The 20,657-nt window shown below is 69.4% G+C and carries 17 protein-coding genes and 2 tRNA genes; 13 read left to right on the top strand and 6 right to left on the bottom strand.

The genetic code is table 11. The annotated features are described in order from the left end of the window. Positions 1–126 precede the first annotated feature (126 nt). The 3 genes from R2K23_RS15010 to ilvC all read left to right on the top strand — a co-directional run bounded on the left by R2K23_RS15010 (position 127) and on the right by ilvC (position 3,543). Positions 127–1,965 carry an acetolactate synthase large subunit gene (locus R2K23_RS15010; RefSeq protein WP_396892076.1) on the top strand — a complete coding sequence of 613 codons (1,839 nt, stop codon included), beginning with the start codon at positions 127–129 and terminating at the stop codon, positions 1,963–1,965. Continuing rightward, complete coding sequence (gene ilvN / locus R2K23_RS15005) at positions 1,965–2,480, top strand: acetolactate synthase small subunit (protein WP_316510388.1); 516 nt, start codon at positions 1,965–1,967, stop codon at positions 2,478–2,480. The genes R2K23_RS15010 and ilvN overlap by 1 nt, the downstream gene beginning before the upstream one ends. Positions 2,481–2,541: 61 nt before the next feature. Continuing rightward, positions 2,542–3,543: a ketol-acid reductoisomerase gene (gene ilvC / locus R2K23_RS15000; protein WP_316517298.1), complete on the top strand. Its 1,002-nt coding sequence runs from the start codon at positions 2,542–2,544 to the stop codon at positions 3,541–3,543. A 48-nt stretch (positions 3,544–3,591) separates the two neighbouring features. Here the strand turns inward: ilvC and R2K23_RS14995 are convergent, their stop codons facing one another. Beyond that, entirely contained in the window at positions 3,592–5,016 is a 1,425-nt protein-coding gene (locus R2K23_RS14995; RefSeq protein ID WP_316510387.1) for a phytoene desaturase family protein, read from the bottom strand. Positions 5,017–5,091: 75 nt separating this feature from the next. On the opposite strand from R2K23_RS14995, the gene serA reads away from it, so the two are divergent. Both serA and R2K23_RS14985 read left to right on the top strand, forming a co-directional pair. Next, positions 5,092–6,678 carry a phosphoglycerate dehydrogenase gene (gene serA / locus R2K23_RS14990; protein ID WP_316510386.1) on the top strand — a complete coding sequence of 529 codons (1,587 nt, stop codon included), beginning with the start codon at positions 5,092–5,094 and terminating at the stop codon, positions 6,676–6,678. Between the two features lie 46 nt (positions 6,679–6,724). Continuing rightward, positions 6,725–7,735, top strand: a complete 1,011-nt coding sequence (locus R2K23_RS14985; RefSeq protein WP_316510385.1) for a 3-isopropylmalate dehydrogenase — start codon at positions 6,725–6,727, stop codon at positions 7,733–7,735. Here R2K23_RS14985 and R2K23_RS14980 read toward each other — a convergent pair. From R2K23_RS14980 to R2K23_RS14970, 3 genes are all read right to left on the bottom strand, one after another. After that, positions 7,732–8,880: an MFS transporter gene (locus R2K23_RS14980; protein WP_316517297.1), complete on the bottom strand. Its 1,149-nt coding sequence runs from the start codon at positions 8,878–8,880 to the stop codon at positions 7,732–7,734. The genes R2K23_RS14985 and R2K23_RS14980 overlap by 4 nt on opposite strands. Positions 8,881–8,980: 100 nt before the next feature. Continuing rightward, positions 8,981–11,257 (bottom strand): esterase-like activity of phytase family protein, encoded by a 2,277-nt coding sequence (locus tag R2K23_RS14975; RefSeq protein ID WP_316510384.1) that lies wholly within the window; start codon positions 11,255–11,257, stop codon positions 8,981–8,983. 126 nt (positions 11,258–11,383) lie between these two features. After that, positions 11,384–12,592, bottom strand: a complete 1,209-nt coding sequence (locus R2K23_RS14970) for an oxygenase MpaB family protein (protein WP_316510383.1) — start codon at positions 12,590–12,592, stop codon at positions 11,384–11,386. Between the two features lie 85 nt (positions 12,593–12,677). Between R2K23_RS14970 and R2K23_RS14965 the strand changes: the two genes are divergently transcribed. The 5 genes from R2K23_RS14965 to R2K23_RS14945 all read left to right on the top strand — a co-directional run bounded on the left by R2K23_RS14965 (position 12,678) and on the right by R2K23_RS14945 (position 15,911). After that, a complete protein-coding gene (locus R2K23_RS14965) occupies positions 12,678–13,292 on the top strand; it encodes a TetR/AcrR family transcriptional regulator (RefSeq protein WP_316510382.1) in 615 nt (204 codons plus the stop codon). Positions 13,293–13,325: 33 nt separating this feature from the next. Then, entirely contained in the window at positions 13,326–14,102 is a 777-nt protein-coding gene (locus tag R2K23_RS14960; protein WP_316510381.1) for a fumarylacetoacetate hydrolase family protein, read from the top strand. Then, a complete protein-coding gene (gene gltX, locus R2K23_RS14955; protein WP_316510380.1) occupies positions 14,102–15,568 on the top strand; it encodes a glutamate--tRNA ligase in 1,467 nt (488 codons plus the stop codon). Before R2K23_RS14960 ends, gltX begins: the two co-directional genes overlap by 1 nt. A gap of 126 nt (positions 15,569–15,694) precedes the next feature. Next, positions 15,695–15,766 (top strand) — tRNA-Gln (locus R2K23_RS14950). Between the two features lie 72 nt (positions 15,767–15,838). After that, positions 15,839–15,911 (top strand) — tRNA-Glu (locus R2K23_RS14945). A 51-nt stretch (positions 15,912–15,962) separates the two neighbouring features. On the opposite strand, the gene R2K23_RS14940 is transcribed toward R2K23_RS14945, so the two are convergent. Then, a complete protein-coding gene (locus tag R2K23_RS14940; RefSeq protein ID WP_316510379.1) occupies positions 15,963–16,460 on the bottom strand; it encodes a PPOX class F420-dependent oxidoreductase in 498 nt (165 codons plus the stop codon). A gap of 48 nt (positions 16,461–16,508) precedes the next feature. Here R2K23_RS14940 and R2K23_RS14935 point away from each other — a divergent pair, with 48 nt between their 5' ends. Further along, on the top strand, positions 16,509–17,756 hold the full coding sequence (locus tag R2K23_RS14935; protein WP_316510378.1) for an APC family permease: 1,248 nt from the start codon (positions 16,509–16,511) through the stop codon (positions 17,754–17,756). Here the strand turns inward: R2K23_RS14935 and R2K23_RS14930 are convergent. Continuing rightward, complete coding sequence (locus R2K23_RS14930; protein ID WP_316510377.1) at positions 17,753–18,454, bottom strand: IclR family transcriptional regulator; 702 nt, start codon at positions 18,452–18,454, stop codon at positions 17,753–17,755. The two genes, R2K23_RS14935 and R2K23_RS14930, sit on opposite strands and share 4 nt — an antisense overlap. 74 nt (positions 18,455–18,528) lie before the next feature. On the opposite strand from R2K23_RS14930, the gene leuC reads away from it, so the two are divergent. Then, positions 18,529–19,944, top strand: coding sequence for a 3-isopropylmalate dehydratase large subunit (gene leuC / locus R2K23_RS14925; RefSeq protein ID WP_316510376.1), 1,416 nt, complete (start codon positions 18,529–18,531; stop codon positions 19,942–19,944). An 18-nt stretch (positions 19,945–19,962) separates the two neighbouring features. Next, positions 19,963–20,559, top strand: coding sequence for a 3-isopropylmalate dehydratase small subunit (leuD, locus tag R2K23_RS14920; RefSeq protein WP_316510375.1), 597 nt, complete (start codon positions 19,963–19,965; stop codon positions 20,557–20,559). Positions 20,560–20,657: the final 98 nt, after the last annotated feature.

The raw sequence follows: 20,657 nt of genomic DNA, 5'->3' as shown, positions 1-20,657 counted from the left end.
GAGCATCAACGCGCAACCCTCGTGCAGCAGTAGCTGACCGGGGGTTTTTTGTTTGCCAAGGGGCCAACGCCCCGCATCGACACCGAACTCCAGAACACCAGCCCAGAACACGAGCAAGGACACATCGTGAGCGCACCCACCACGCGACCGCCCGCAACGGTGACCGCACCCAAGCCCGCCAACGGCACTCCCTCCGGTTCGGGCCAACGGGTCCCGCCGCAGCAGATGACCGGCGCCCAGTCGGTGGTGCGCTCGCTCGAGGAGATGGGCGTCGACACCATTTTCGGCATCCCGGGCGGTGCGGTGCTGCCGGTCTACGACCCACTGTTCGATTCCCGGAAGCTGCGCCACGTGTTGGTGCGCCACGAGCAGGGCGCCGGCCACGCGGCCAGCGGCTACGCGCACGCCACCGGCAAGGTCGGCGTCATGATGGCCACCTCCGGGCCCGGGGCGACCAACCTGGTCACGCCGCTGGCCGACGCGCAGATGGACTCCATCCCGGTGGTGGCCATCACCGGTCAGGTGGGCCGCGGGCTGATCGGCACCGACGCCTTCCAAGAGGCCGACATCTCCGGCATCACGATGCCCATCACCAAGCACAACTTCCTGGTGCGCACCGGTGACGACATCCCGCGGGTGATCGCCGAGGCGTTCCACATCGCCTCCTCGGGCCGCCCCGGCGCGGTCCTGGTCGACATCCCCAAGGACGTGCTGCAGGGCCAGTGCACCTTCAGCTGGCCGCCGGAGACCGACCTGCCCGGCTACAAGCCGAACACCAAGCCGCACAACCGCCAGATCCGGGAGGCGGCCAAGCTGATCGCCGCGGCCCGCAAGCCGGTGCTGTACGTCGGCGGCGGCATCATCCGCGGCGAGGCCAGCGCCGAGTTGCTGGAGCTGGCGGAGCTGACCGGGATCCCGGTGGTGACCACGTTGATGGCCCGCGGAGCGTTCCCGGACAGCCATCCGCAGCACCTCGGGATGCCCGGGATGCACGGCACGGTCGCTGCCGTGGCCGCCCTGCAGCGCAGCGACCTGCTGATCGCGCTCGGCACCCGGTTCGACGACCGGGTCACCGGGCAGCTGGACTCGTTTGCGCCCGAGGCCAAGGTGATTCACGCCGACATCGACCCGGCCGAGATCGGCAAGAACCGGCACGCCGACGTCCCGATCGTGGGCGACGCCAAGGCCGTCATCGCCGACCTGATCGCGGCGCTGCGCCGCGACGACGTGCCCGGCAACATCAAGATGGATCAGTGGTGGGAGTACCTGGCCGGCGTCCGGTCCACCTACCCGCTGAGCTACGGACCGCAGAGCGACGGCAGCCTGAGCCCGGAGTTCGTCATCGAGAAGCTCGGCGAGATCGCGGGTTCGGATGCGATCTATGTCGCCGGTGTCGGCCAGCACCAGATGTGGGCCGCGCAGTTCATCTCCTACGAAAAGCCGCGCACCTGGCTGAATTCCGGTGGTCTGGGCACCATGGGCTTCGCGGTGCCGGCGGCCATGGGCGCCAAGATGGCGCGCCCGGAGGCCGAGGTGTGGGCCATCGACGGCGACGGCTGCTTCCAGATGACCAACCAGGAGCTGGCCACCTGCGCCATCGAGGGTGCGCCCATCAAGGTCGCGCTGATCAACAACGGCAACCTGGGCATGGTGCGGCAGTGGCAGACGCTGTTCTACGGGGAGCGGTACAGCCAGACCGACCTGGCCACGCACAGCCAGCGCATCCCGGACTTCGTCAAGCTGGCCGAGGCGCTCGGCTGCGTCGGATTGCGTTGTGAGCGTGCCGAAGACGTCGAGGACGTCATCAACCAGGCCCGCGCCATCAACGACCGGCCCGTGGTCATCGACTTCATCGTCGGCGCCGACGCGCAGGTGTGGCCGATGGTGGCCGCCGGCACCGGCAACGACGAGATCATGGCCGCACGCGACATCCGTCCGCTGTTCGACAACGAGGATCAGGTCTGATGGGCACATCTGGAGTCACCACGCACACGCTGTCGGTGCTCGTCGAGGACAAGCCCGGCGTGCTCGCGCGGGTGTCGGCGCTGTTCTCCCGGCGCGGCTTCAACATCAAGTCGCTGGCGGTGGGCCCCACCGAACAGAAGAACATGTCGCGGATGACGATCGTGGTGTCGGTCGAGGACTTCCCGCTCGAACAGATCACCAAGCAGCTCAACAAGTTGATCAACGTGATCAAGATCGTCGAGCAGGACGAGGAGAACTCGGTCTCGCGGGAGCTGGCGCTGATCAAGGTCCGCGCCGATGCCGGCACCCGCAGTCAGGTGATCGAGGCCGTCAACCTGTTCCGCGCCAAGGTCGTTGACGTTTCCACGGAGTCGCTCACCATCGAGGCCACCGGCACCCAGGAGAAGATCGGCGCGCTGCTGCGCGTGCTGGAGCCGTACGGTATCCGTGAGATCGTGCAGTCCGGCGTCGTTTCGCTGGCTCGCGGGCCCCGCGGTATCGGCTCGACGAAATAACACCCCGGTACACCAAAAGGATAGATAGGAAAAGCAGTTGGCAGCACAAACAAGCGTTGAGATGTTCTACGACGACGACGCGGATCTGTCGATCATCCAGGGCCGGAAGGTCGGCGTCATCGGCTACGGCAGCCAGGGCCACGCCCATTCGCTGTCGCTGCGTGACTCGGGCGTGCAGGTCAAGGTCGGCCTCAAGGAAGGGTCCAAGTCCCGCGAGAAGGTTGCCGAGCAGGGGCTGGAGGTCGACACGCCGGCCGAGGTGGCCAAGTGGGCCGACGTCATCATGCTGCTGGCGCCGGACACCGCGCAGGCCCAGATCTTCACAGGCGACATCGAGCCCAACCTGAACGACGGCGACGCGCTGTTCTTCGGGCACGGCCTCAACATCCACTTCGACCTGATCAAGCCGCCGGCCAACGTCACCATCGGCATGGTGGCCCCCAAGGGCCCCGGCCACCTGGTGCGCCGGCAGTTCGTCGACGGCAAGGGTGTGCCCTGCCTGATCGCGATCGACCAGGACCCCAAGGGCGAGGGCCAGGCGCTCGCGCTGTCCTACGCCAAGGGCATCGGCGGCACCCGCGCCGGCGTCATCAAGACCACGTTCAAGGACGAGACCGAGACCGACCTGTTCGGTGAGCAGGCCGTGCTGTGCGGTGGCACCGAGGAACTGGTCAAGACCGGCTTCGACGTGATGGTGGAGGCCGGCTACGCCCCCGAGCTCGCCTACTTCGAGGTGCTCCACGAGCTGAAGCTGATCGTCGACCTGATGTACGAGGGTGGCATCGCCCGGATGAACTACTCGGTGTCCGACACCGCGGAGTTCGGCGGCTACCTGTCCGGCCCGCGCGTCATCGACGCCGACACCAAGAAGCGGATGCAGCAGATCCTGGCCGACATCCAGGACGGCACCTTCGTCAAGCGCCTGGTCGCCAACGTCGAGGGCGGCAACAAGGAACTCGAGGGCCTGCGGAAGCAGAACGCCGAGCACCCCATCGAGGTGACCGGTAAGAAGCTGCGCGACCTGATGAGCTGGGTCGACCGCCCGATCACCGAAACCGCGTAACGCCGCACCACTGATTTCGGCGTGATTTCCCACGGTGAGCGTGGGAAATCACGCCGAAATCGTCGGTAGACCCAGGCCGAACTCGCGGCGCAGCACGGTGCGCGCCGCGTAGTAGCCGGCCATTCCGTGCACGCCGCTGCCCGGCGGGGTCGCCGAGGAACACAGGTACGCCTGGGGAATCGGCGTCGACCACGGATTCCAGCGCAGCGCCGGACCGGTGAACGCGCTGAACATGTTGGCCCCGCCCACCCCGATGTCGCCGCCGACCAGGTTGGCGTTGTGCGCCGACAGGCCGGCGGCCGGCACGCTGCGCACGCCGACCACCAGATCCCGGAACCCCGGCGCGAACCGCTCGAAAACCTTGGTCACCGTCTCGGCCTGGTCGATCGGCGAACCGGCCGGCACGTGGGCGTAGGTCCACAGCGGGCGGCGACCCTGGGCATCGATGCGGCCCGGGTCCGCCAGGTGTGGCAGTGCGGCCAGGATCATCGGCCACTCGGCGTGGCGGCCCGCGGCGATGTCGCGCTCGGCGCGCGCCATCATCGCCCGCTCGCCGCCGAGGTGCAGCGTCGCGGCGCCGGCCAGACGTTCGTCACGCCAACCGATGTCGCCGCTGAGCACGAAGTCGACCTTCGCCACGCCCGGGCCGTAGCGGTAGCGCCGCAGCGTGCGTGCGTAGCCGGCCGGCATCCGCTCGCCGTAGATGTCCAGCAGCGCGGTGGGGGCGGTGTCGTAGATCACCACGCCCGGCGGCGGATCGGTGACCTCCTCGCCGAGCACCACTTCACCGCCGTGCGCGCGCAGGTCCGCCACCAGGGCGTCGGGTATGGCCTGCGACCCGCCGGTGGGTATCGGCCACCCGACCGTGTGGGCCAGGCTGGCCAGCATCAGCCCGGCGCCCGCGCTCACCAATGACGGCATCCGCGAAATCGCATGTGCGGCAACGCCGCTGAACAGAGCGCGGGCATCCTCGCCGGCCAGCGTGTTCCAGGCCGGGCTGCCCTGCACCAACAGTCGGGGACCGAAGCGCAGGGCCGCCGCCACCGGCGGCAGTGACCGCTTGTCGCCCAGGATCAGGCCGACCACGTCGGCGTAGTCGTCGACCAAGGGGCCGAGCAGTCGCCGCCACGAGGCGCCGTCGTCGAGTTCGTCGCAGGTGCGGTCCAGGTCGCGGTAGCCGATCGCGGCCGGGTGGCCGGGCATCGGGTTGGCGTAGGAGACCTCGGGCGCGGTCAGGGTGACTCCGCGGGCGGGCAGGTCGAATTCGGCGAAGAACGGGGAGGCCAGCGCCAGCGGATGCACGGCCGAGCAGATGTCGTGGGAGACCCCCGGGAACTCCGGGTCGGGCAGCGTGCGGGCGCCGCCACCGACCGTCGGCTGGGCTTCGATCACCCGCACCGCCAGCCCGGCCCGCGCGCAGATCACCGCCGCCGCCAGCCCGTTCGGGCCGCTTCCGACGACCGTGACGTCCATGTCCCCTCCTGATCGCGTGCCGGCCCCGACGCTCCTGCCCTCGCCCCCGAAATTACCGCCCATTAGGCTGTCCGGGTGAGTTTGCCCGTTGTACTGATCGCCGACAAGCTGGCCGCCTCCACCGTGGAAGCCCTGGGAGACCAGGTCGAAATCCGCTGGGTGGACGGACCGGACCGGGAAAAGCTGCTGGCCGCCGTGCCGGAGGCCGACGCGCTGCTGGTGCGCTCGGCGACCACGGTGGACGAGGAAGTGCTGGCCGCCGCGCCCCGGCTCAAGATCGTCGCCCGCGCCGGCGTCGGGCTCGACAACGTCGACGTCGACGCCGCCACCGCGCGCGGCGTCCTGGTGGTCAACGCCCCGACCTCGAACATCCACAGTGCCGCCGAGCACGCGCTGGCGCTGATGCTGGCCGCCGCCCGCCAGATCCCCGCCGCCGACGCGACGCTGCGGGAGCGGACCTGGAAGCGTTCCGCATTCTCCGGAACGGAGATCTTCGGCAAGACCGTCGGCGTGGTGGGGCTGGGCCGCATCGGCCAGCTGGTGGCCCAGCGGCTGGCGGCCTTCGGCACCGAGGTCATCGCCTACGACCCGTACGTGCCGCCGGCCCGCGCCGCGCAGCTGGGCATCGAGATGATGCCGCTGGACGACCTGCTGGCCCGCGCCGACTTCATCTCGGTGCACCTGCCCAAGACCCCCGAGACCGCCGGGCTGATCGGCACCGAGGCGCTGCGGAAGGTCAAGCCGGGCGTGGTGATCGTCAACGCGGCCCGCGGCGGCCTGATCGACGAGCAGGCGCTGGCCGACGCGATCACCGCCGGGCGGGTCCGCGCGGCCGGTCTGGACGTGTTCGCCACCGAGCCGTGCACCGACAGCCCGCTGTTCGACCTGCCGCAGGTGGTCGTCACCCCGCACCTGGGCGCCTCGACCGAGGAGGCCCAGGATCGGGCCGGCACCGACGTCGCCGCCAGCGTGAAGCTGGCGTTGGCCGGTGAGTTCGTCCCGGACGCGGTCAACGTGGCCGGCGGTCCCGTCGGCGAGGAGGTCGCCCCCTGGCTGGAGCTGGTCCGCAAGCTGGGCGTGCTGGTCGGCAACCTGGCCGCCGAGCCGCCGGTCAACCTGACGGTCACGGTCCGCGGCGAGCTGGCGTCGGAAGACGTTGACATACTTCAGCTTTCGGCGCTGCGCGGCCTGTTCTCCACGGTCCTCGACGACCCGGTGACCTTCGTGAACGCTCCGGCGCTGGCGAAGGTGCGCGGGGTGAGCACCGATCTGGCGACCGCCACCGAGAGCCCGAACCACCGCAGCGTGGTCGACGTCCGTGCGGTGCACGCCGACGGGTCGGCGGTGAACGTCTCCGGAACGCTGTCCGGGCCGCAGCAGGTCGAGAAGATCGTCCAGATCAATGGCCGCAACTTCGACCTGCGCGCCGAGGGCGAGAACCTGCTCATCAACTACAGCGACCAACCCGGTGCGCTGGGCAAGATCGGCACGCTGCTCGGCGAGGCCGGCGTCAACATCGAGGCCGCCCAGCTCAGCCAGGACTCCGACGGTGTGGGCGCCACCATCATGCTGCGGATCGACCGGGACGTGCCCGAGGACGTCCGGGCCGCCATCGCGGCCGCGGTCGAAGCGGCGACGCTGCAAGTGGTCGACCTGTCATGACCGGGCCCGCAGACCAGGCACAGCGCAGCAACGAGGGGTATCGCGCATGAAGTTGGCAGTCATCGCCGGAGACGGCATCGGACCGGAGGTCATCGCCGAGGCGACCAAGGTGCTCGACGCCGTGTTGCCCGGGGTCCAGAAGGTCGAATACGACCTCGGGGCGCGTCGGTATCACGCGACCGGGGAACTGCTCACCGAGTCGACCATCGAGGAACTCAAGGAGCACGACGCGATCCTGCTCGGCGCCATCGGCGATCCGTCGGTGCCGCCGGGCGTGCTCGAGCGCGGGTTGCTGCTCAAGCTGCGCTTCGCGCTCGACCACCACATCAACCTGCGGCCGTCGCGGTTGTACCCCGGGGTGAGCAGCCCGCTGTCCGGCGCGCCGGAGATCGACTTCGTGGTGGTGCGCGAGGGCACCGAGGGGCCGTACACCGGCAACGGCGGCGCGCTGCGGGTCGGCACGCCGCACGAGGTGGCCACGGAGGTCAGCGTCAACACCGCCTTCGGTGTGCAACGGGTGGTGCGGGACGCCTTCGCGCGGGCCGCGGGCCGCCGCAAGCATGTGACGCTGGTGCACAAGACCAACGTGTTGTCCTTCGCCGGCAGCCTGTGGTCGCGGGTGGTCGACGAGGTCGCTCGCGAGTACCCCGACGTCGAGGTCGCCTACCAGCACATCGACGCCGCCACCATCCACCTGGTGACCGATCCCGGCCGCTTCGACGTGATCGTCACCGACAACCTGTTCGGCGACATCGTGACCGACCTGGCCGCTGCGGTGTGCGGCGGTATCGGACTGGCCGCCAGCGGCAATATCGACGCCACCCGCGCGAATCCGTCGATGTTCGAACCGGTGCACGGCAGCGCCCCGGACATCGCCGGTCAGGGCATCGCGGATCCGACGGCCGCGGTGATGTCGGTGGCGCTGCTGCTGGCGCACGTCGGCGAGGAGGGCGCGGCCGAGCGGGTCGACAAGGCGGTGGAGCAGCACCTGGCCACCCGCGGCGACGAGCCGCTCTCGACGGCGCAGGTCGGCGAACGGATCCTGGCGCGGCTCTAGCGCATCGGATCGTCGCGGACCGGTACCAGCGGGATCGCCAGGAGCGGAAACAGCGCGCACACGGCGAAGGCCGCCGGAAATCCGGCGACCCCGATCAGGGCGCCGAACGCCGGGGGCACCACGCCGGTGGTGAACAGCTGGGCGGTGTTCTGCATGCCGAGGGCCCGTCCGCTCCAGAACGGGCCGGCGATCTCGGCGATCGCGGTGAACGCCAGGCCGTTGTCGGAGACCGTCACCGTCGAGGCGACCATCATGATGACGATCGCCACCGGCCAATCCAGGTGATCGGTCACGGCCAGCAGGCCCATCGCGACCGCCGCGGCGAAGGCGATGACGCGGATCGGCCGTAACCGGGAGCCCACGATGTCCGACCAGCGGCCCGCGGCGATTCTGCCTGCGGCGCCCAGGATCTGGGCCAGGGTGACGATGGCGCCGGCCGAGGCCGCCGACCACCCGCGGTCGGCCATCAGCCAGACCAGGGTGAAGGTCCACACCAGCGACTGTGGGATGACCAGCAGCACCGACACGGCATGGATCCGCCACAGCGTCCGTGACCCGCGGTAGGGGTTGGCCAGATCGCGGTGGTCGGCCTCGGAGCGGGGCGGCCGCGGCGGGTCGAGCACGCCGACGGCCGTGATCACCGCGGCCAGCGCGCACACCCCGGCCGGGAACAACAGCGCCGCCGACACCCCGCGGGACTCGGCCAGCTGCGGAATCACCAAGGCGCCCAACGCCACGCCGAGCGGTTGCGCGGTCTGGCGGATGCCCATCACCAGTCCGCGTTGGTGCGGCGGGAACCAGCCGACCACCACCCGGGCGCTCGCGGTGTTGCTGCTGGCCGCGGCCATCCCGCCCAGGAACAGGAACGCCGCGACCTCCGGCAGCGAGTCGACCCGGGCGGCGCCGAGGGCGGCGGCCGCGGTCAGCGCCGATCCGGCGGCGAGCACCAGCCGTTCACCGACGCGGTCCACCACGTACCCCCAGGCGAGCAGCGTCACCACCATCCCGAAGCTGGGCATCGCGACGATCAGTCCGGCCTGGGCGAAGTCCAGGCCGCGCTCACTGTGCAGGGTCGGGATCAGAAACGCCGCACCGTTGATGAAGACGTTGGCGAACAACGTGGCGGCGAGCGCGATGACCAGCATCGACCAGCGGCGTCGGGTGCTGATGTCGCCGGCGGTCACCCAGCCAATGGTGCCCCTAGTCCCAGCATCGCGGAAATCAGTCTCAGAGTCTGAGACGCGGTCACCGCCCGCCACGCAGGGCGTCGGCCGCCGGCCCCAGATCCAGGAACACCGTCTCGCCGGAGGCGTCGTCGAGGCCGTCGTTGTCGGTCACGACGTACAACCGCCCGTTGCCGGCCACCGCGGCCCCCTCGACCTTCTCCTGCACCCACCCGCGGGTGGCCCGCAGATCCGGCCGCAGGTCGCGGGCCGGCGTCTTGGCCAGCATCGGCGGCTGGTCGGCGGCAGCGGCAACCCCGGCCGCGCTGGGAATCTCGACCGAATACAGCGCCTTCACCCGGGCGTCGGGGCCGTTGAGTTTGTCGCGCTCGACGACCAACAGGGCGCCGTCGTGCACGGCGATCTCCGAGAGCCCGATCCAGTCGTCCGGATGTTCGGTGGTCTCCAATGGGTAGCCGTACCAATCCCATCGGCCCGAGTCCGGGGTGTATCTGCCGATCCGGGCCACACCGGTCGGGTCGGTGGACAGCTCGCGCTGCAGTGCGACCCAGACGGTGTCCCCGTCGACGGCGACCCCTTCGAGGCCCTGGCTGCCCAACTCGGCTGCGATGTCGGCGGGCAGCGCGATCCGCTCCCGGATCGCGCCGTCGGCGGCCACGCTCACCAAGGCGTTCCCCGGCCCCTCGGCGCCCTCGACGGCCAGGTAGAACCCGCCGTCAGGACGGGCGGCCAGCCCCTCGATGTCGAGGGTCACCGGCGTGCCGTTCTCGGTGATGACGAGCTCGCGATCGATCAATGCGGGGGACTTCGACACGTCCACCCCGAGCACCCGGGCCGGGCCGTAGGCGTCGTCGGTGGCGGTCAGCAGCCGGTCCTCGTCCATCGGATCGGCGCTCAGGGCGCCGAGCGCGCCCCACCCGATCGGGACGCCGTCGACGGCGCCCGAGACGATCGACGGGAACGCCGGCACCCCACCGTCGGCGGCGAAGGCGTCGCCGTAGCCGTAAACGGTGACCGCGGCGCGGATTCGGGCCTGCGCGTCATCGGCCTCGGAAGCGATGACGAACAGGTTGCGCCCGGGGATGGGCAGCAGTCCCTCCGGCCCGTTGGTGGCCGGCAGCACCTGGCGGAAAACCGGGGCCGTGACGTCGCCGATGTCGTAGGCGGCGACGAAGTTGCTGCGCTCGGATCCGACCAACAGCATTGGGCGGCCGTCGATCTCGGTGACCGTGAGCCCCTCGGGCTCGGGACCCTTGGACTCCGCACGGCTCTCGATGTGCAGCCCCGTCAGCACGGCGAGTTCGGAGAACGAGCTGCCGGCGTCCCAGACCACGTCGCCGGTGGCGGCGTCGAACACCGTCCAGCCGCGGGTGCCGCCCTTCCAGTCACCCTCGTTCGCGGTCGCGACGTGGGTGTCGTCGGCCCAGGCGATCGCGTCGGGCTCGCGCGGGAGGTCGGTGATGGATCCGGTCTGATCGATCCTGCCGTCCTCGGCGGTGTCGATGCCGTCGACCGACTGGGTTCCGGCCGAGAAGATGGTCCGGACCGCACCGGTCGGCCCGTCGATGACGGCGATGCCGTTGTTCTCCTGCAGTGTCACGGCGATTTCGCCACGCGAGTTGATGCTGACGTACTCGGGTTCCAGGTCCTCGGGGGTGTCCAGCCCGGCCGCGCGGGCGGCCTCGACGTCGAACTCGACCTTGCGCGGCGACCATTGCTGCGGGGTCCCGTCGAGGTCGACGATCGTGACGAAGCCCGTCGGCGGTTGCGGCAGGTCGCCCTCCTCGCCGCCGGGAGGGGCCAACTCTTCGTCGCGCTGGTTCTCGACGGCGATCGCGGCAAACGACCCGTCGGGGCTGACCGCGATCGAATCCGGTTGGCCGCCAAGGTCGATGCTGTGCACGCGGGTGCGGTCCGCGATGCGGACGACGTCGATGCGTCCCGACGGGTTGGCGAAATCGCCGCCGGTGGTGTCGATCACGACGATCAGGTGCTCGCCGGCCACCGCGACGGAGGTGGGTTGGTCATCGTCGTTGCCGAGCTCGGCCAGCGAGAGCGTGCCCCGGCCCACCGGGTTCGTCGGGTCGGTGATGTCGATGAACCCGACGCGTTTGGCCGTCGCGTCGGTGTAGATGACGGTGTTGCCGTCCTCGGTGACCGCCGAGATCTCCGCGACGGTCTCGGTCTCGGCCGGCTCGCCGGCCGGACGGTTCAGGTACACCGGGTAGGTGGCCAGGCGGTGGTAGCGCTGCGCGGTGGGCAGGTCCCAGTCGATGGGGGAGGGGCCCGCCGGTTCCGAGTGTGAACAACCGGCGGCCAGCAGCGCTGTCGCGCTCACCGCCGCCAGGGTCGTACCGATGTTCGCTCGTGCCACCTTGCCGCCTCCAGTCGTCCGCGCGTCAGCGAGGGTGAGCGTGGCGGGTCGAGGTGAGCGGTTCGGGTACCGGAGATGAACGGTGGGTGGCTATCCCGCTGCGGCCAGGTTGTCATGCCGGCGGTAGCTGCGGTCGCCGCCGGTCTCCATCAGGCCGCGCGACACCAGACCCTTTCGGGCGCGCTGACCCAATTCCTCACTGAGCCAGGTCATTCCGGGAAGCAGGCGCCGGTACTCCAGGGCCCGGTTGACCGCCGAGGTGGCCAGTACGGCGGCCTGCAACCCCTTGTTGTCGACCAGGCCGAGGCGGTCGGCGTTGGTCTTGCCCAGGACCAGCCGGCTGTAAGAGGACAGGTACGCGCGGGCCAGTTCGGTGGCCCAGCCCTCATTTCGGTCGGCGTGCAGCGCCTGGGCGAGCAGGAAGGAGTCGTCGTCCGGTTCGAACTCGCTGTCGGCCTCCAGCCAGAACAGCCGCCAGGTGTCGGCCTCGGAGGTGGGGACCAGCTCCGGATGCACGCCCATAAGCAGCCCGACATAGCGCCAGAAGTGGAACACCGCATCGCGTTCGCGGTCGGAGAACCGCATCCCCATGGCCTGGCAGCCGGCGAGGTTGGCCAGCGAGAACAACATCAGCGTGCCCGCCAGCTGCACCTGGTTGACCGGGGTGTCCCAGTACTCGTAATCCCAGTCGGCGCGCCGGTTCATCGCCGCGCGCACCAGGGCGTGCATCAGCCGCACCCGCAGCGTGCCGGTGAAACCGTCGGCGAAGCGGTCCAGCCCGCCCGGTGAGGTCACGTCGATGTACCAGGCCGCCGTCTCGTTGAGGCGACGCGGGGCCATCCGCCGCAGGTCGCCGGTGCCCACCAGCGGCTTGTCGGCCTTCGAGGCCAGATACCCGCCGGTCAGCGCCAGTCCGGGCAGCGCCAGGCCGATGCCGACCACGCCGGTGCGCATGCTGACCCGCGCGGCCAGCGCGAGCTTGTCGTGGTCGAGCCAGTACGGCTGATCGTCGACGGAAGCGAAGAAGGCCACCAGCTCCTCTGGCGGGTCCGGCACGGCGTCGATGCCCTGCTCGACGGCGGTTTCGATCATCGCCCGGCCCTGCCCGGTCGGAAGCCGCTGCATCATCGCGACCAGGTCGTCGGCCAGCGGATCGCCGAGGTCGGCGAAGCGGCGAAACGACTCGCGTTGCGGGGCGGTGGCCCGCACGTCCCCGCCGGGTAGCAGCCGCATGAACAGGTTGAACGGGAACTCCGTCAACGCCGGCGGATTCGGCAGTTTGTCGAGCGCAGACTCCATCGGTAACGCAACCTTCCGTCTATTTGGTGACAGTCTTCACCAGAATGGCGGGTCGGTCAAGGGAGCGGATGCGACAATCAACGGCATGTCGACCCGGGCGCGCACCTACGGCGGCGCCACCTCCACCGAGCGTCGCTCGAAGCGGCGGACCGCCCTGATGGCCGCGGCGTTGGACCTTGTTCCGGACGTTGGGGTCGGCGGGATCACCGTGCGGGGGGTGTGTTCGGCCGCCCGGCTCAACGACCGGTACTTCTACGAAAGCTTCCGCACCACAGACGAATTGCTGTTGGCCCTGTTCGACGAGCAGATCGTGTTGGCCTCGACGGCGATGCTCGCCGCGATCGCCGACAGCGCCCCCGATCCGGCGGTGCGGGCGCGTGCGGCGATCGGCACCGGCCTGCGGCATCTGACGGCGGACCCGCGTCGCGGGCCGCTGCTCATCGGGTCGCAGGCCACCGAGGGACTGCGGGCCCGGCGACGCGATCTGGTCAAGTCGCTGGCGCAGATCATGTCCGACCAGGGCCGGGCCCTGCTCGCCGGCCAGCAGGCGCTGGACCCCGACATGGACCTGGCCGCGCTGACCCTGGTTGCCGGCGGTTTCGAGCTGGTCACCGGCTGGCTGCGGGGCGAGCTGGACATCACCCGCGAACACCTCGAGGATTTTCTGGTGACGATGGTCACCGCACGTCGGCGCAGCTGAGGCCCGCTGTACGGCGGTGACTAGTCTGGACCAATGCGCCTGGGTCGAATCGCCAGCCCCGACGGCGTCGCCTTCGTCAGTATCGAAGGGGACGTCGAGGAGGCGGTCTGCAAAGAAATCGCCGAACACCCCTTCGGCACACCGACGTTCACCGGCCGGTCGTGGCCGCTGGCCGATGTCCGGCTGCTCGCCCCCATCCTGGCCAGCAAGGTGATCTGCATGGGCAAGAACTATGCCGCGCACGCCGAGGAGATGGGCGGGGTGGCGCCGGAGGATCCGGTGATCTTCCTCAAGCCCAACACCGCCATCATCGGGCCCGGGCTGCCCATCCAGTTACCCGCCGGGGCCAACCCGGTGCACCACGAGGGCGAGCTGGCCGCCGTCATCGGCCGCCCCTGCAAGGACGTGCCGGCCGCGCGGGCCGCCGAGAACATCCTCGGCTACACGATTGCCAACGACGTGTCCGCGCGCGATCAGCAGAAGCACGACGGACAGTGGACGCGGGCCAAGGGGCACGACACCTTCTGCCCGGTGGGCCCGTGGATCGTCACCGACCTCGATCCCAGTGACCTGGAGCTGCGCACCGAGGTCAACGGCCAACTGCGCCAGCAGTCCAACACCGCGCTGATGATCCACGACGTCGGGGCCATCGTCGAGTGGGTCTCGTCGGTGATGACCCTGCTGCCCGGCGACCTCATCCTGACCGGCACGCCGGAAGGGGTCGGGCCCATCGAGGACGGCGACACCGTCAGCATCACCGTATCGGGAATCGGCACCCTGACCAATCCCGTTGTGCGCAAAGGAAAATGATGTCGACCACTTCGAATGTCCGGGTTCGGTTCTGTCCGTCTCCGACGGGCACCCCGCACGTCGGGCTGATCCGCACCGCGCTGTTCAACTGGGCCTACGCCCGCCACACCGGTGGCACGTTCGTGTTCCGGATCGAGGACACCGACGCCGCGCGGGACAGCGAGGAAAGCTACCTGGCGCTGCTGGACGCGCTGCGTTGGCTGGGCCTGGACTGGGACGAAGGCCCCGAGGTGGGCGGCCCGTACGGGCCCTACCGGCAGTCGCAGCGCCGCGACATCTACCTCGACGTGATCGAGCGGCTGTTGGCGGCGGGGGAGGCCTACGAGGCCTTCTCGACCGCCGAGGAGGTCGAGGCGCGTCATGTCGCGGCCGGTCGCAACCCCAAGCTGGGCTACGACAACTTCGATCGCGACCTGACCGAGGAGCAGCGCGCGGCCTTCCGCGCCGAGGGCCGCAAACCCGTTGTGCGTCTCCGGATGCCGGACACCGACCTGACCTGGCATGACCTGGTCCGCGGCGAGACCACCTATCCGGCGGGTTCGGTGCCCGACTTCGCGTTGACCCGGGGCAGCGGAGATCCGTTGTACACCTTGGTCAACCCCGTCGACGACGCCATGATGAAGATCACCCACGTGTTGCGCGGCGAGGATCTGCTGCCGTCGACGCCGCGGCAGTTGGCGCTGTATGCCGCGCTGATCCGGATCGGGGTCGCCGAGGCCACCCCGCAGTTCGCGCACCTGCCGTCGGTCCTCGGCGAGGGCAACAAGAAGCTGTCCAAGCGCGACCCGCAGTCCAATCTGTTCCTGCATCGCGATCGCGGTTTCATCCCCGAGGGTCTGCTCAATTACCTTGCGCTGTTGGGCTGGTCGATCGCCGACGATCGGGACATCTTCAGTCTCGAGGAGATGGTCGCGGCGTTCGACGTCGTCGACGTCAATTCCAACCCGGCGCGCTTCGACCAGAAGAAGGCCGACGCGCTCAACGCCGAGCATCTTCGGCTGCTCGACCCGGCCGAATTCACCGCGCGACTGCGGACCTACTTCGACGCCCACGGGCACCGCACCGGACTCGACGAGGCCGGCTTCGCCGAGGCGGCCGGTTTGGTCCAGACGCGGGTGGTGGTGCTCGGCGACGCCTGGGACCTGCTGAAGTTCTTCGACGACGATTCCTACGAGATCGACCCGAAGGCCGCCGGCAAGGAACTCAAGCCCGAGGCGGCGCCGGTGCTCGACGCCGCGGTGGCGGCGCTCGACGGTGCCGCGCAGTGGTCCACCGAGACGATCGAGGCCGCGCTGAAGGCCGCCCTGATCGACGGTCTGGAGCTGAAACCGCGCAAGGCGTTCGGTCCGGTGCGGGTGGCCGTCACCGGGTCGCTGGTGAGTCCGCCGCTGTTCGAGTCGATGCAATTGCTGGGCTCCGACCGCAGCTTGGCGCGGTTGCGGGCGGCGCGCGAGAGCCTCGGGTGATCCCCTGGTAAATCGGCCCGGGAATCTTTGGTAATCTGCTCTTCGGCCCAGGACGGCCGGTGAGAACGCATCCGGACGGCGTGAAAACGCCGAAAAGCGCTCTCACCAGCGGGAATAGGTCACCTTTGGGGTATGGTGTAATTGGCAACACAGCTGATTCTGGTTCAGCCATTCTAGGTTCGAGTCCTGGTACCCCAGCGGAAAACGAAGCGATTCGGAGGATTAGGCCAGCCGCACAGGTTGGGTTATGCTGGGCCTCCGAAAGTTCTAGCCCCCGTCGTCTAGCGGCCTAGGACGCCGCCCTCTCACGGCGGTAGCGTGGGTTCGAATCCCATCGGGGGTACAAAATCGGCCGGGCCCTGCAGGGCCCGGCCGAACTCGTCTCTCGGTGGTCTCAGGGCTGGGGCGCCGTCGAACCGGACAGTGGCATCGCGGGCATTCCGAGCTTGCGGTGATCCCAGGACCGGGTGCGGGTGGTGATCAACCGCACGGCCACCCGCTTGTTCATCATCATGTCCACTGCGGGCCGCATGTCGTCGGTGTAGGGCCCGGTGTAGCGCTCCCACACGCTGATGCCCACGCGCAGAATGGTGTCGGGGTCGTCGGTGATCTCGGTGGTGCCCTCGAAGGACACGCCGCGCAGGCTGTCGTAGGTGTCGCCGGCCTCGATCATGAACGTGAACCGGGGATCTCGGCGCAGGTTCACCGCTTTCTGGGACTTCATCTTGGTCTCCAGCCAGATCTCGCCGTCGACGATCCCGTACCACATGGCCACCAGATGCGGCTGCCCGTCGGCGCCGACGGTGGCCAGCGTCCCGGTGCGGCTGGTGGCGACGAATTCGGTGATCTCGTCGGCGGACATGACGATCTGTGCGCGCTGATTGGTTCCCATCGCGTCAGTGTGGCAGGTCTCGGCGCGCGGAGGGGCCAAGGGAGCAGTATGGTCGCGCCCGTGACGCCAGTTGGCTTGCCCCGCAGGCTCGGACTCGTCGACGCCGCCGTGCTGGGTATGGGCGCGATGCTGGGCGCCGGCATCTTCGCCGCGCTGGCCCCGGCGGCCCAGGCCGCCGGTCCGGGCCTGCTGCTCGGGCTCGCCGTCGCCGCGCTCGTCGCGTCCTGCAATGCCCTGTCGACGGCGCGGCTGGCCATTCGCTATCCGGTGTCCGGAGGCGCCTACATCTACGGCCGGCGTCGGCTCGGCGACTTCTGGGGCTATCTGGCGGGTTGGGGTTTCATCGTCGGCAAGACCGCGTCCTGCGCCGCCATCGCGCTGACGGTCGGTCACTACGCCTGGCCGGCCGCGCCGGAGGCGGTCGCGGTGACGGCGGTGATCGTCGTCACGGTGGTCAACTACCTCGGCGTGCAGAAATCGGCGTTGGTCACCCGCGTCATCGTGGGCGTCGTGTTGACGGTGCTCGGCGCCGTCGTCGTCACGGCGTGGACGGCGGGTTCGGCCGGGCAGCCCCTGGCGTCCGACCCCCCGGCGTCGGTGCCCGGGGTCCTGCAGTCGGCCGCGTTGCTGTTCTTCGCGTTCGCCGGGTACGCGCGCATCGCGACGCTCGGGGAGGAGGTGCGCGAGCCGGCGCGGGTGATTCCGCGGGCGATGTTGCTCGCCCTGTCCGTGACGGTGCTCTGTTACGGCGCCGTCGCCGTGGCAGTGCTCGGGGTGCTCGGTCCGCAACGGTTGACGGCGTCGGCGGCCCCGCTGGTGGCGGCGGTCGAAGCGGCCGGGGCGCCGGCGTTGATGCCGGTGGTGGCGGCGACCGCGGTGATCGCCGCGATCGGCTCGCTGCTGGCGCTGCTGCTCGGGGTGTCCCGCACGGTCCTGGCGATGGCCCGAGATCGCTACCTGCCAACGCCGTTGGCCGCCGTGCATCCCCGATTCGGCGGGCCGCACCGCGCGGAACTCGCGGTGGGGGTGGTGGTGGCGGTCCTCGCGGCGACCGTCGATCTGCGGTCGGCCATCGGGTTCTCGTCGTTCGGGGTGCTGGTGTACTACACGATTGCCAACGCGGCGGCGTTCACGCTGGACTCGCCCCGCGGCCGGTCGGCACGGGTCATCCCGGTGCTGGGCATCCTGGGATGTCTGTCGCTGGCCTTCGCGCTGCCGGCTTCCTCGGTGGTGGCCGGCGTGACGGTATTCGCCGTCGGCGCCGCCGGATACGGGCTGCGCCGGCTGGTGGGTTAGAGCCGGCGGGTCACCGCCTCGGCCGCCGCGAGCAGATCGGTGGCCCAGCGCGCGCCGGGGCGCCGGCCCATCCGGTCGATGGGACCGGACACCGAAATCGCCGCTATCACCGTGCCCTTGGCGTCCCGAACCGGCGCCGACACGCTGGCCACCCCGGGTTCGCGCTCGGCGGCGCTCTGCGCCCAACCGCGCTTGCGGACCTCGGCGAGCACCCGGTCGCTGAACTTGGCGGACGGCAGCACGGCCTGCTGGGTGGCCGCATCGCTGTAGGCCAGCAGGACTTTGGCGCCCGAACCCGCGGTCATCGGCATCCGCGCGCCGACCGGGACGGTGTCGCGCAGACCGGCGGGCGGCTCCAGGGCGGCGACACAGATCCGCGCGGTGCCCTCCCGGCGATACAACTGCACGCTCTCTCCGGTGATCTCGCGCAGCTCGGGCAGCACCGCGGCGCCCGCGGCCAACAACGGGTCGTTGACGTGGGCGGCGAGTTCGGTGAGTGCCGGCCCCAGCTTCCACCGGCCCTCGCCGTCGCGCGCGAGCAGTCGGTGCACCTCCAGTCCCGCGGCGAGCCGGTGGGCGGTGGCCCGGGGGAGCCCGGTGCGGTCACACAGTTCGGCGAGTCCGCACGGTGAATCTGCGATGGAATGAAGTACGCCGACGGCTTTGTCCAGAACGCCGATGCCGCTATCCTGTCTCACAGAGAGATACTAACGTCCCGCATGCTGAGATTGCCAGCCCAATCAGTCCGGTACGGCGGGGGAATCGAGATGTGATGGCCACCAATTCCGTTCCGCGCACCATGGCCGAGAAGGTCTGGGCCGACCACGTCGTCGCCTCCGGCGACGGCGAACCCGACTTGATCTACATCGACCTGCACCTGGTCCACGAGGTGACCAGTCCGCAGGCGTTCGACGGTCTGCGCCTGGCCGGCCGGCCCGTGCACCGGCCGGATCTGACGATCGCCACCGAGGACCACAACGTGCCCACGGTGGACATCGACAAGCCGATCGCCGACCCGGTGTCGCGCACTCAGGTCGAGACGCTGCGCCGCAACTGTTCCGAATTCGGCATCCGGCTCCACCCGATGGGTGACGCCGAACAAGGCATCGTGCACATCATCGGCCCGCAGCTGGGCCTGACGCAGCCGGGCATGACGGTGGTGTGCGGGGACAGTCACACCTCGACGCACGGCGCATTCGGAGCGCTGGCCATGGGCATCGGCACCTCCGAGGTCGAGCACGTGTTGGCCACGCAGACGTTGCCGCTCAAACCCTTCAAGACCATGGCGGTCAACGTCGACGGCACCCTGCCGGACGGTGTCACGGCCAAGGACATCATCTTGGCCGTCATTGCCAAGATTGGCACCGGTGGAGGACAGGGCCACGTCATCGAGTACCGCGGAAGTGCCATCGAGGCGTTGTCGATGGAGGGGCGGATGACGGTGTGCAACATGAGCATCGAGGCCGGCGCCCGCGCCGGCATGATCGCCCCGGACGCCACCACCTACGAGTTCCTCCGGGGGCGCCCGCACGCCCAGACCGGCGCCGACTGGGATGCCGCGGTGGCTGCCTGGGATCAGCTGCGCACCGACGAGGGCGCCGAGTTCGATACCGAGATCCACATCGACGCCGCCACCTTGAGCCCGTTCGTCACCTGGGGTACCAACCCCGGCCAGGGTGTGCCGCTGTCGGCGTCGGTGCCCGACCCGGAGTCGATGACCGACGACGCGGACAAGCAGGCCGCCGAGAAGGCCCTGACGTATATGGATTTGAAGCCCGGCACTCCCATGCGCGAGGTCGCGGTCGACACGGTGTTCGTGGGCTCGTGCACCAACGGCCGCATCGAAGATCTGCGCGCGGTGGCCGAGGTGCTGCGCGGCCGTAAGGTCGCTGATGGGGTCCGGATGCTGGTGGTGCCCGGTTCGATGCGAGTGCGCGCGCAAGCCGAAGCTGAAGGTCTCGGCGACGTTTTCGTTGCCGCGGGCGCCGAATGGCGGCAGGCCGGATGCTCGATGTGCCTGGGCATGAACCCCGATCAACTGTCGCCGGGCCAGCGCTGCGCGTCGACGTCCAACCGCAACTTCGAAGGCCGACAAGGCAAAGGTGGCAGAACTCACCTGGTGTCCCCGGTCGTGGCGGCTGCCACGGCCGTCCGCGGCACGCTGTCCTCGCCTGCCGACCTGAACTAGAAGACTGGAGCTAAGAAGATGGAAGCCTTTCAGACCCACACCGGCATCGGGGTTCCGCTGCGGCGGTCCAATGTCGACACCGACCAGATCATTCCGGCGGTCTACCTGAAGCGCGTCACCCGAACGGGTTTCGAGGACGGTTTGTTCGCCGAATGGCGCAAAGATCCGAGCTTCATTTTGAACTTGAGTCCCTTCGATCGGGGTTCGGTTCTGGTGGCCGGTCCGGATTTCGGCACCGGATCCTCGCGTGAGCACGCCGTGTGGGCGCTCATGGACTATGGCTTTCGGGTGGTCATCTCGTCCCGGTTCGCCGATATCTTCCGGGGCAATGCCGGCAAGGCGGGCCTGTTGGCGGCACAAGTTTCCACCGACGATTTGGAGCTGCTCTGGAAGCTCATCGAGCAGAGTCCAGGCTTGGAAATTGCTGTCAATCTTCAAGATCGAAATATTGTCGCCGGAACGTCGGTGGTGCCGTTCAACATTGACGATTACACCGCCTGGCGGCTGCTCGAGGGACTCGACGATATAGGCCTTACGCTGCGGAAACAGGATGCGATCGAGGCCTACGAAGCGGCCCGGCCCAGTTGGAAGCCGAGGACTCTGCCGGTCCCCTGAGCGGGTCTGAACCTCCCGAATTGACGGTGCGCTGCGGGCATCTCCGAGCCCCCATACCACCGGCCTAGGGCCACAATCGGATTGAAAAAAAGTTCGCT

This window comes from Mycolicibacterium sp. MU0050 (assembly GCF_963378085.1).
GTDB lineage: Bacteria > Actinomycetota > Actinomycetes > Mycobacteriales > Mycobacteriaceae > Mycobacterium > Mycobacterium wendilense.
Note: the sequence above shows the minus strand (reverse complement) of the source record. Positions and strands in the feature narration are given on the sequence as shown.

Bases quoted from the DNA above. Each gene is read 5' to 3' on its own strand.
- ilvN (WP_316510388.1), top strand. From the start codon at position 1,965: ATGGGCACATCTGGAGTCACCACGCACACGCTGTCGGTGCTCGTCGAG.
- ilvC (WP_316517298.1), top strand. From the start codon at position 2,542: ATGTTCTACGACGACGACGCGGATCTGTCGATCATCCAGGGCCGGAAG.
- R2K23_RS14995 (WP_316510387.1), bottom strand. From the start codon at position 5,016: ATGGACGTCACGGTCGTCGGAAGCGGCCCGAACGGGCTGGCGGCGGCG.
- R2K23_RS14985 (WP_316510385.1), top strand. From the start codon at position 6,725: ATGAAGTTGGCAGTCATCGCCGGAGACGGCATCGGACCGGAGGTCATC.
- R2K23_RS14980 (WP_316517297.1), bottom strand. From the start codon at position 8,880: ATGCTGGTCATCGCGCTCGCCGCCACGTTGTTCGCCAACGTCTTCATC.
- R2K23_RS14970 (WP_316510383.1), bottom strand. From the start codon at position 12,592: ATGGAGTCTGCGCTCGACAAACTGCCGAATCCGCCGGCGTTGACGGAG.
- R2K23_RS14965 (WP_316510382.1), top strand. From the start codon at position 12,678: ATGTCGACCCGGGCGCGCACCTACGGCGGCGCCACCTCCACCGAGCGT.
- R2K23_RS14960 (WP_316510381.1), top strand. From the start codon at position 13,326: ATGCGCCTGGGTCGAATCGCCAGCCCCGACGGCGTCGCCTTCGTCAGT.
- gltX (WP_316510380.1), top strand. From the start codon at position 14,102: ATGTCGACCACTTCGAATGTCCGGGTTCGGTTCTGTCCGTCTCCGACG.
- R2K23_RS14940 (WP_316510379.1), bottom strand. From the start codon at position 16,460: ATGGGAACCAATCAGCGCGCACAGATCGTCATGTCCGCCGACGAGATC.
- R2K23_RS14935 (WP_316510378.1), top strand. From the start codon at position 16,509: ATGGTCGCGCCCGTGACGCCAGTTGGCTTGCCCCGCAGGCTCGGACTC.
- leuC (WP_316510376.1), top strand. From the start codon at position 18,529: ATGGCCACCAATTCCGTTCCGCGCACCATGGCCGAGAAGGTCTGGGCC.
- leuD (WP_316510375.1), top strand. From the start codon at position 19,963: ATGGAAGCCTTTCAGACCCACACCGGCATCGGGGTTCCGCTGCGGCGG.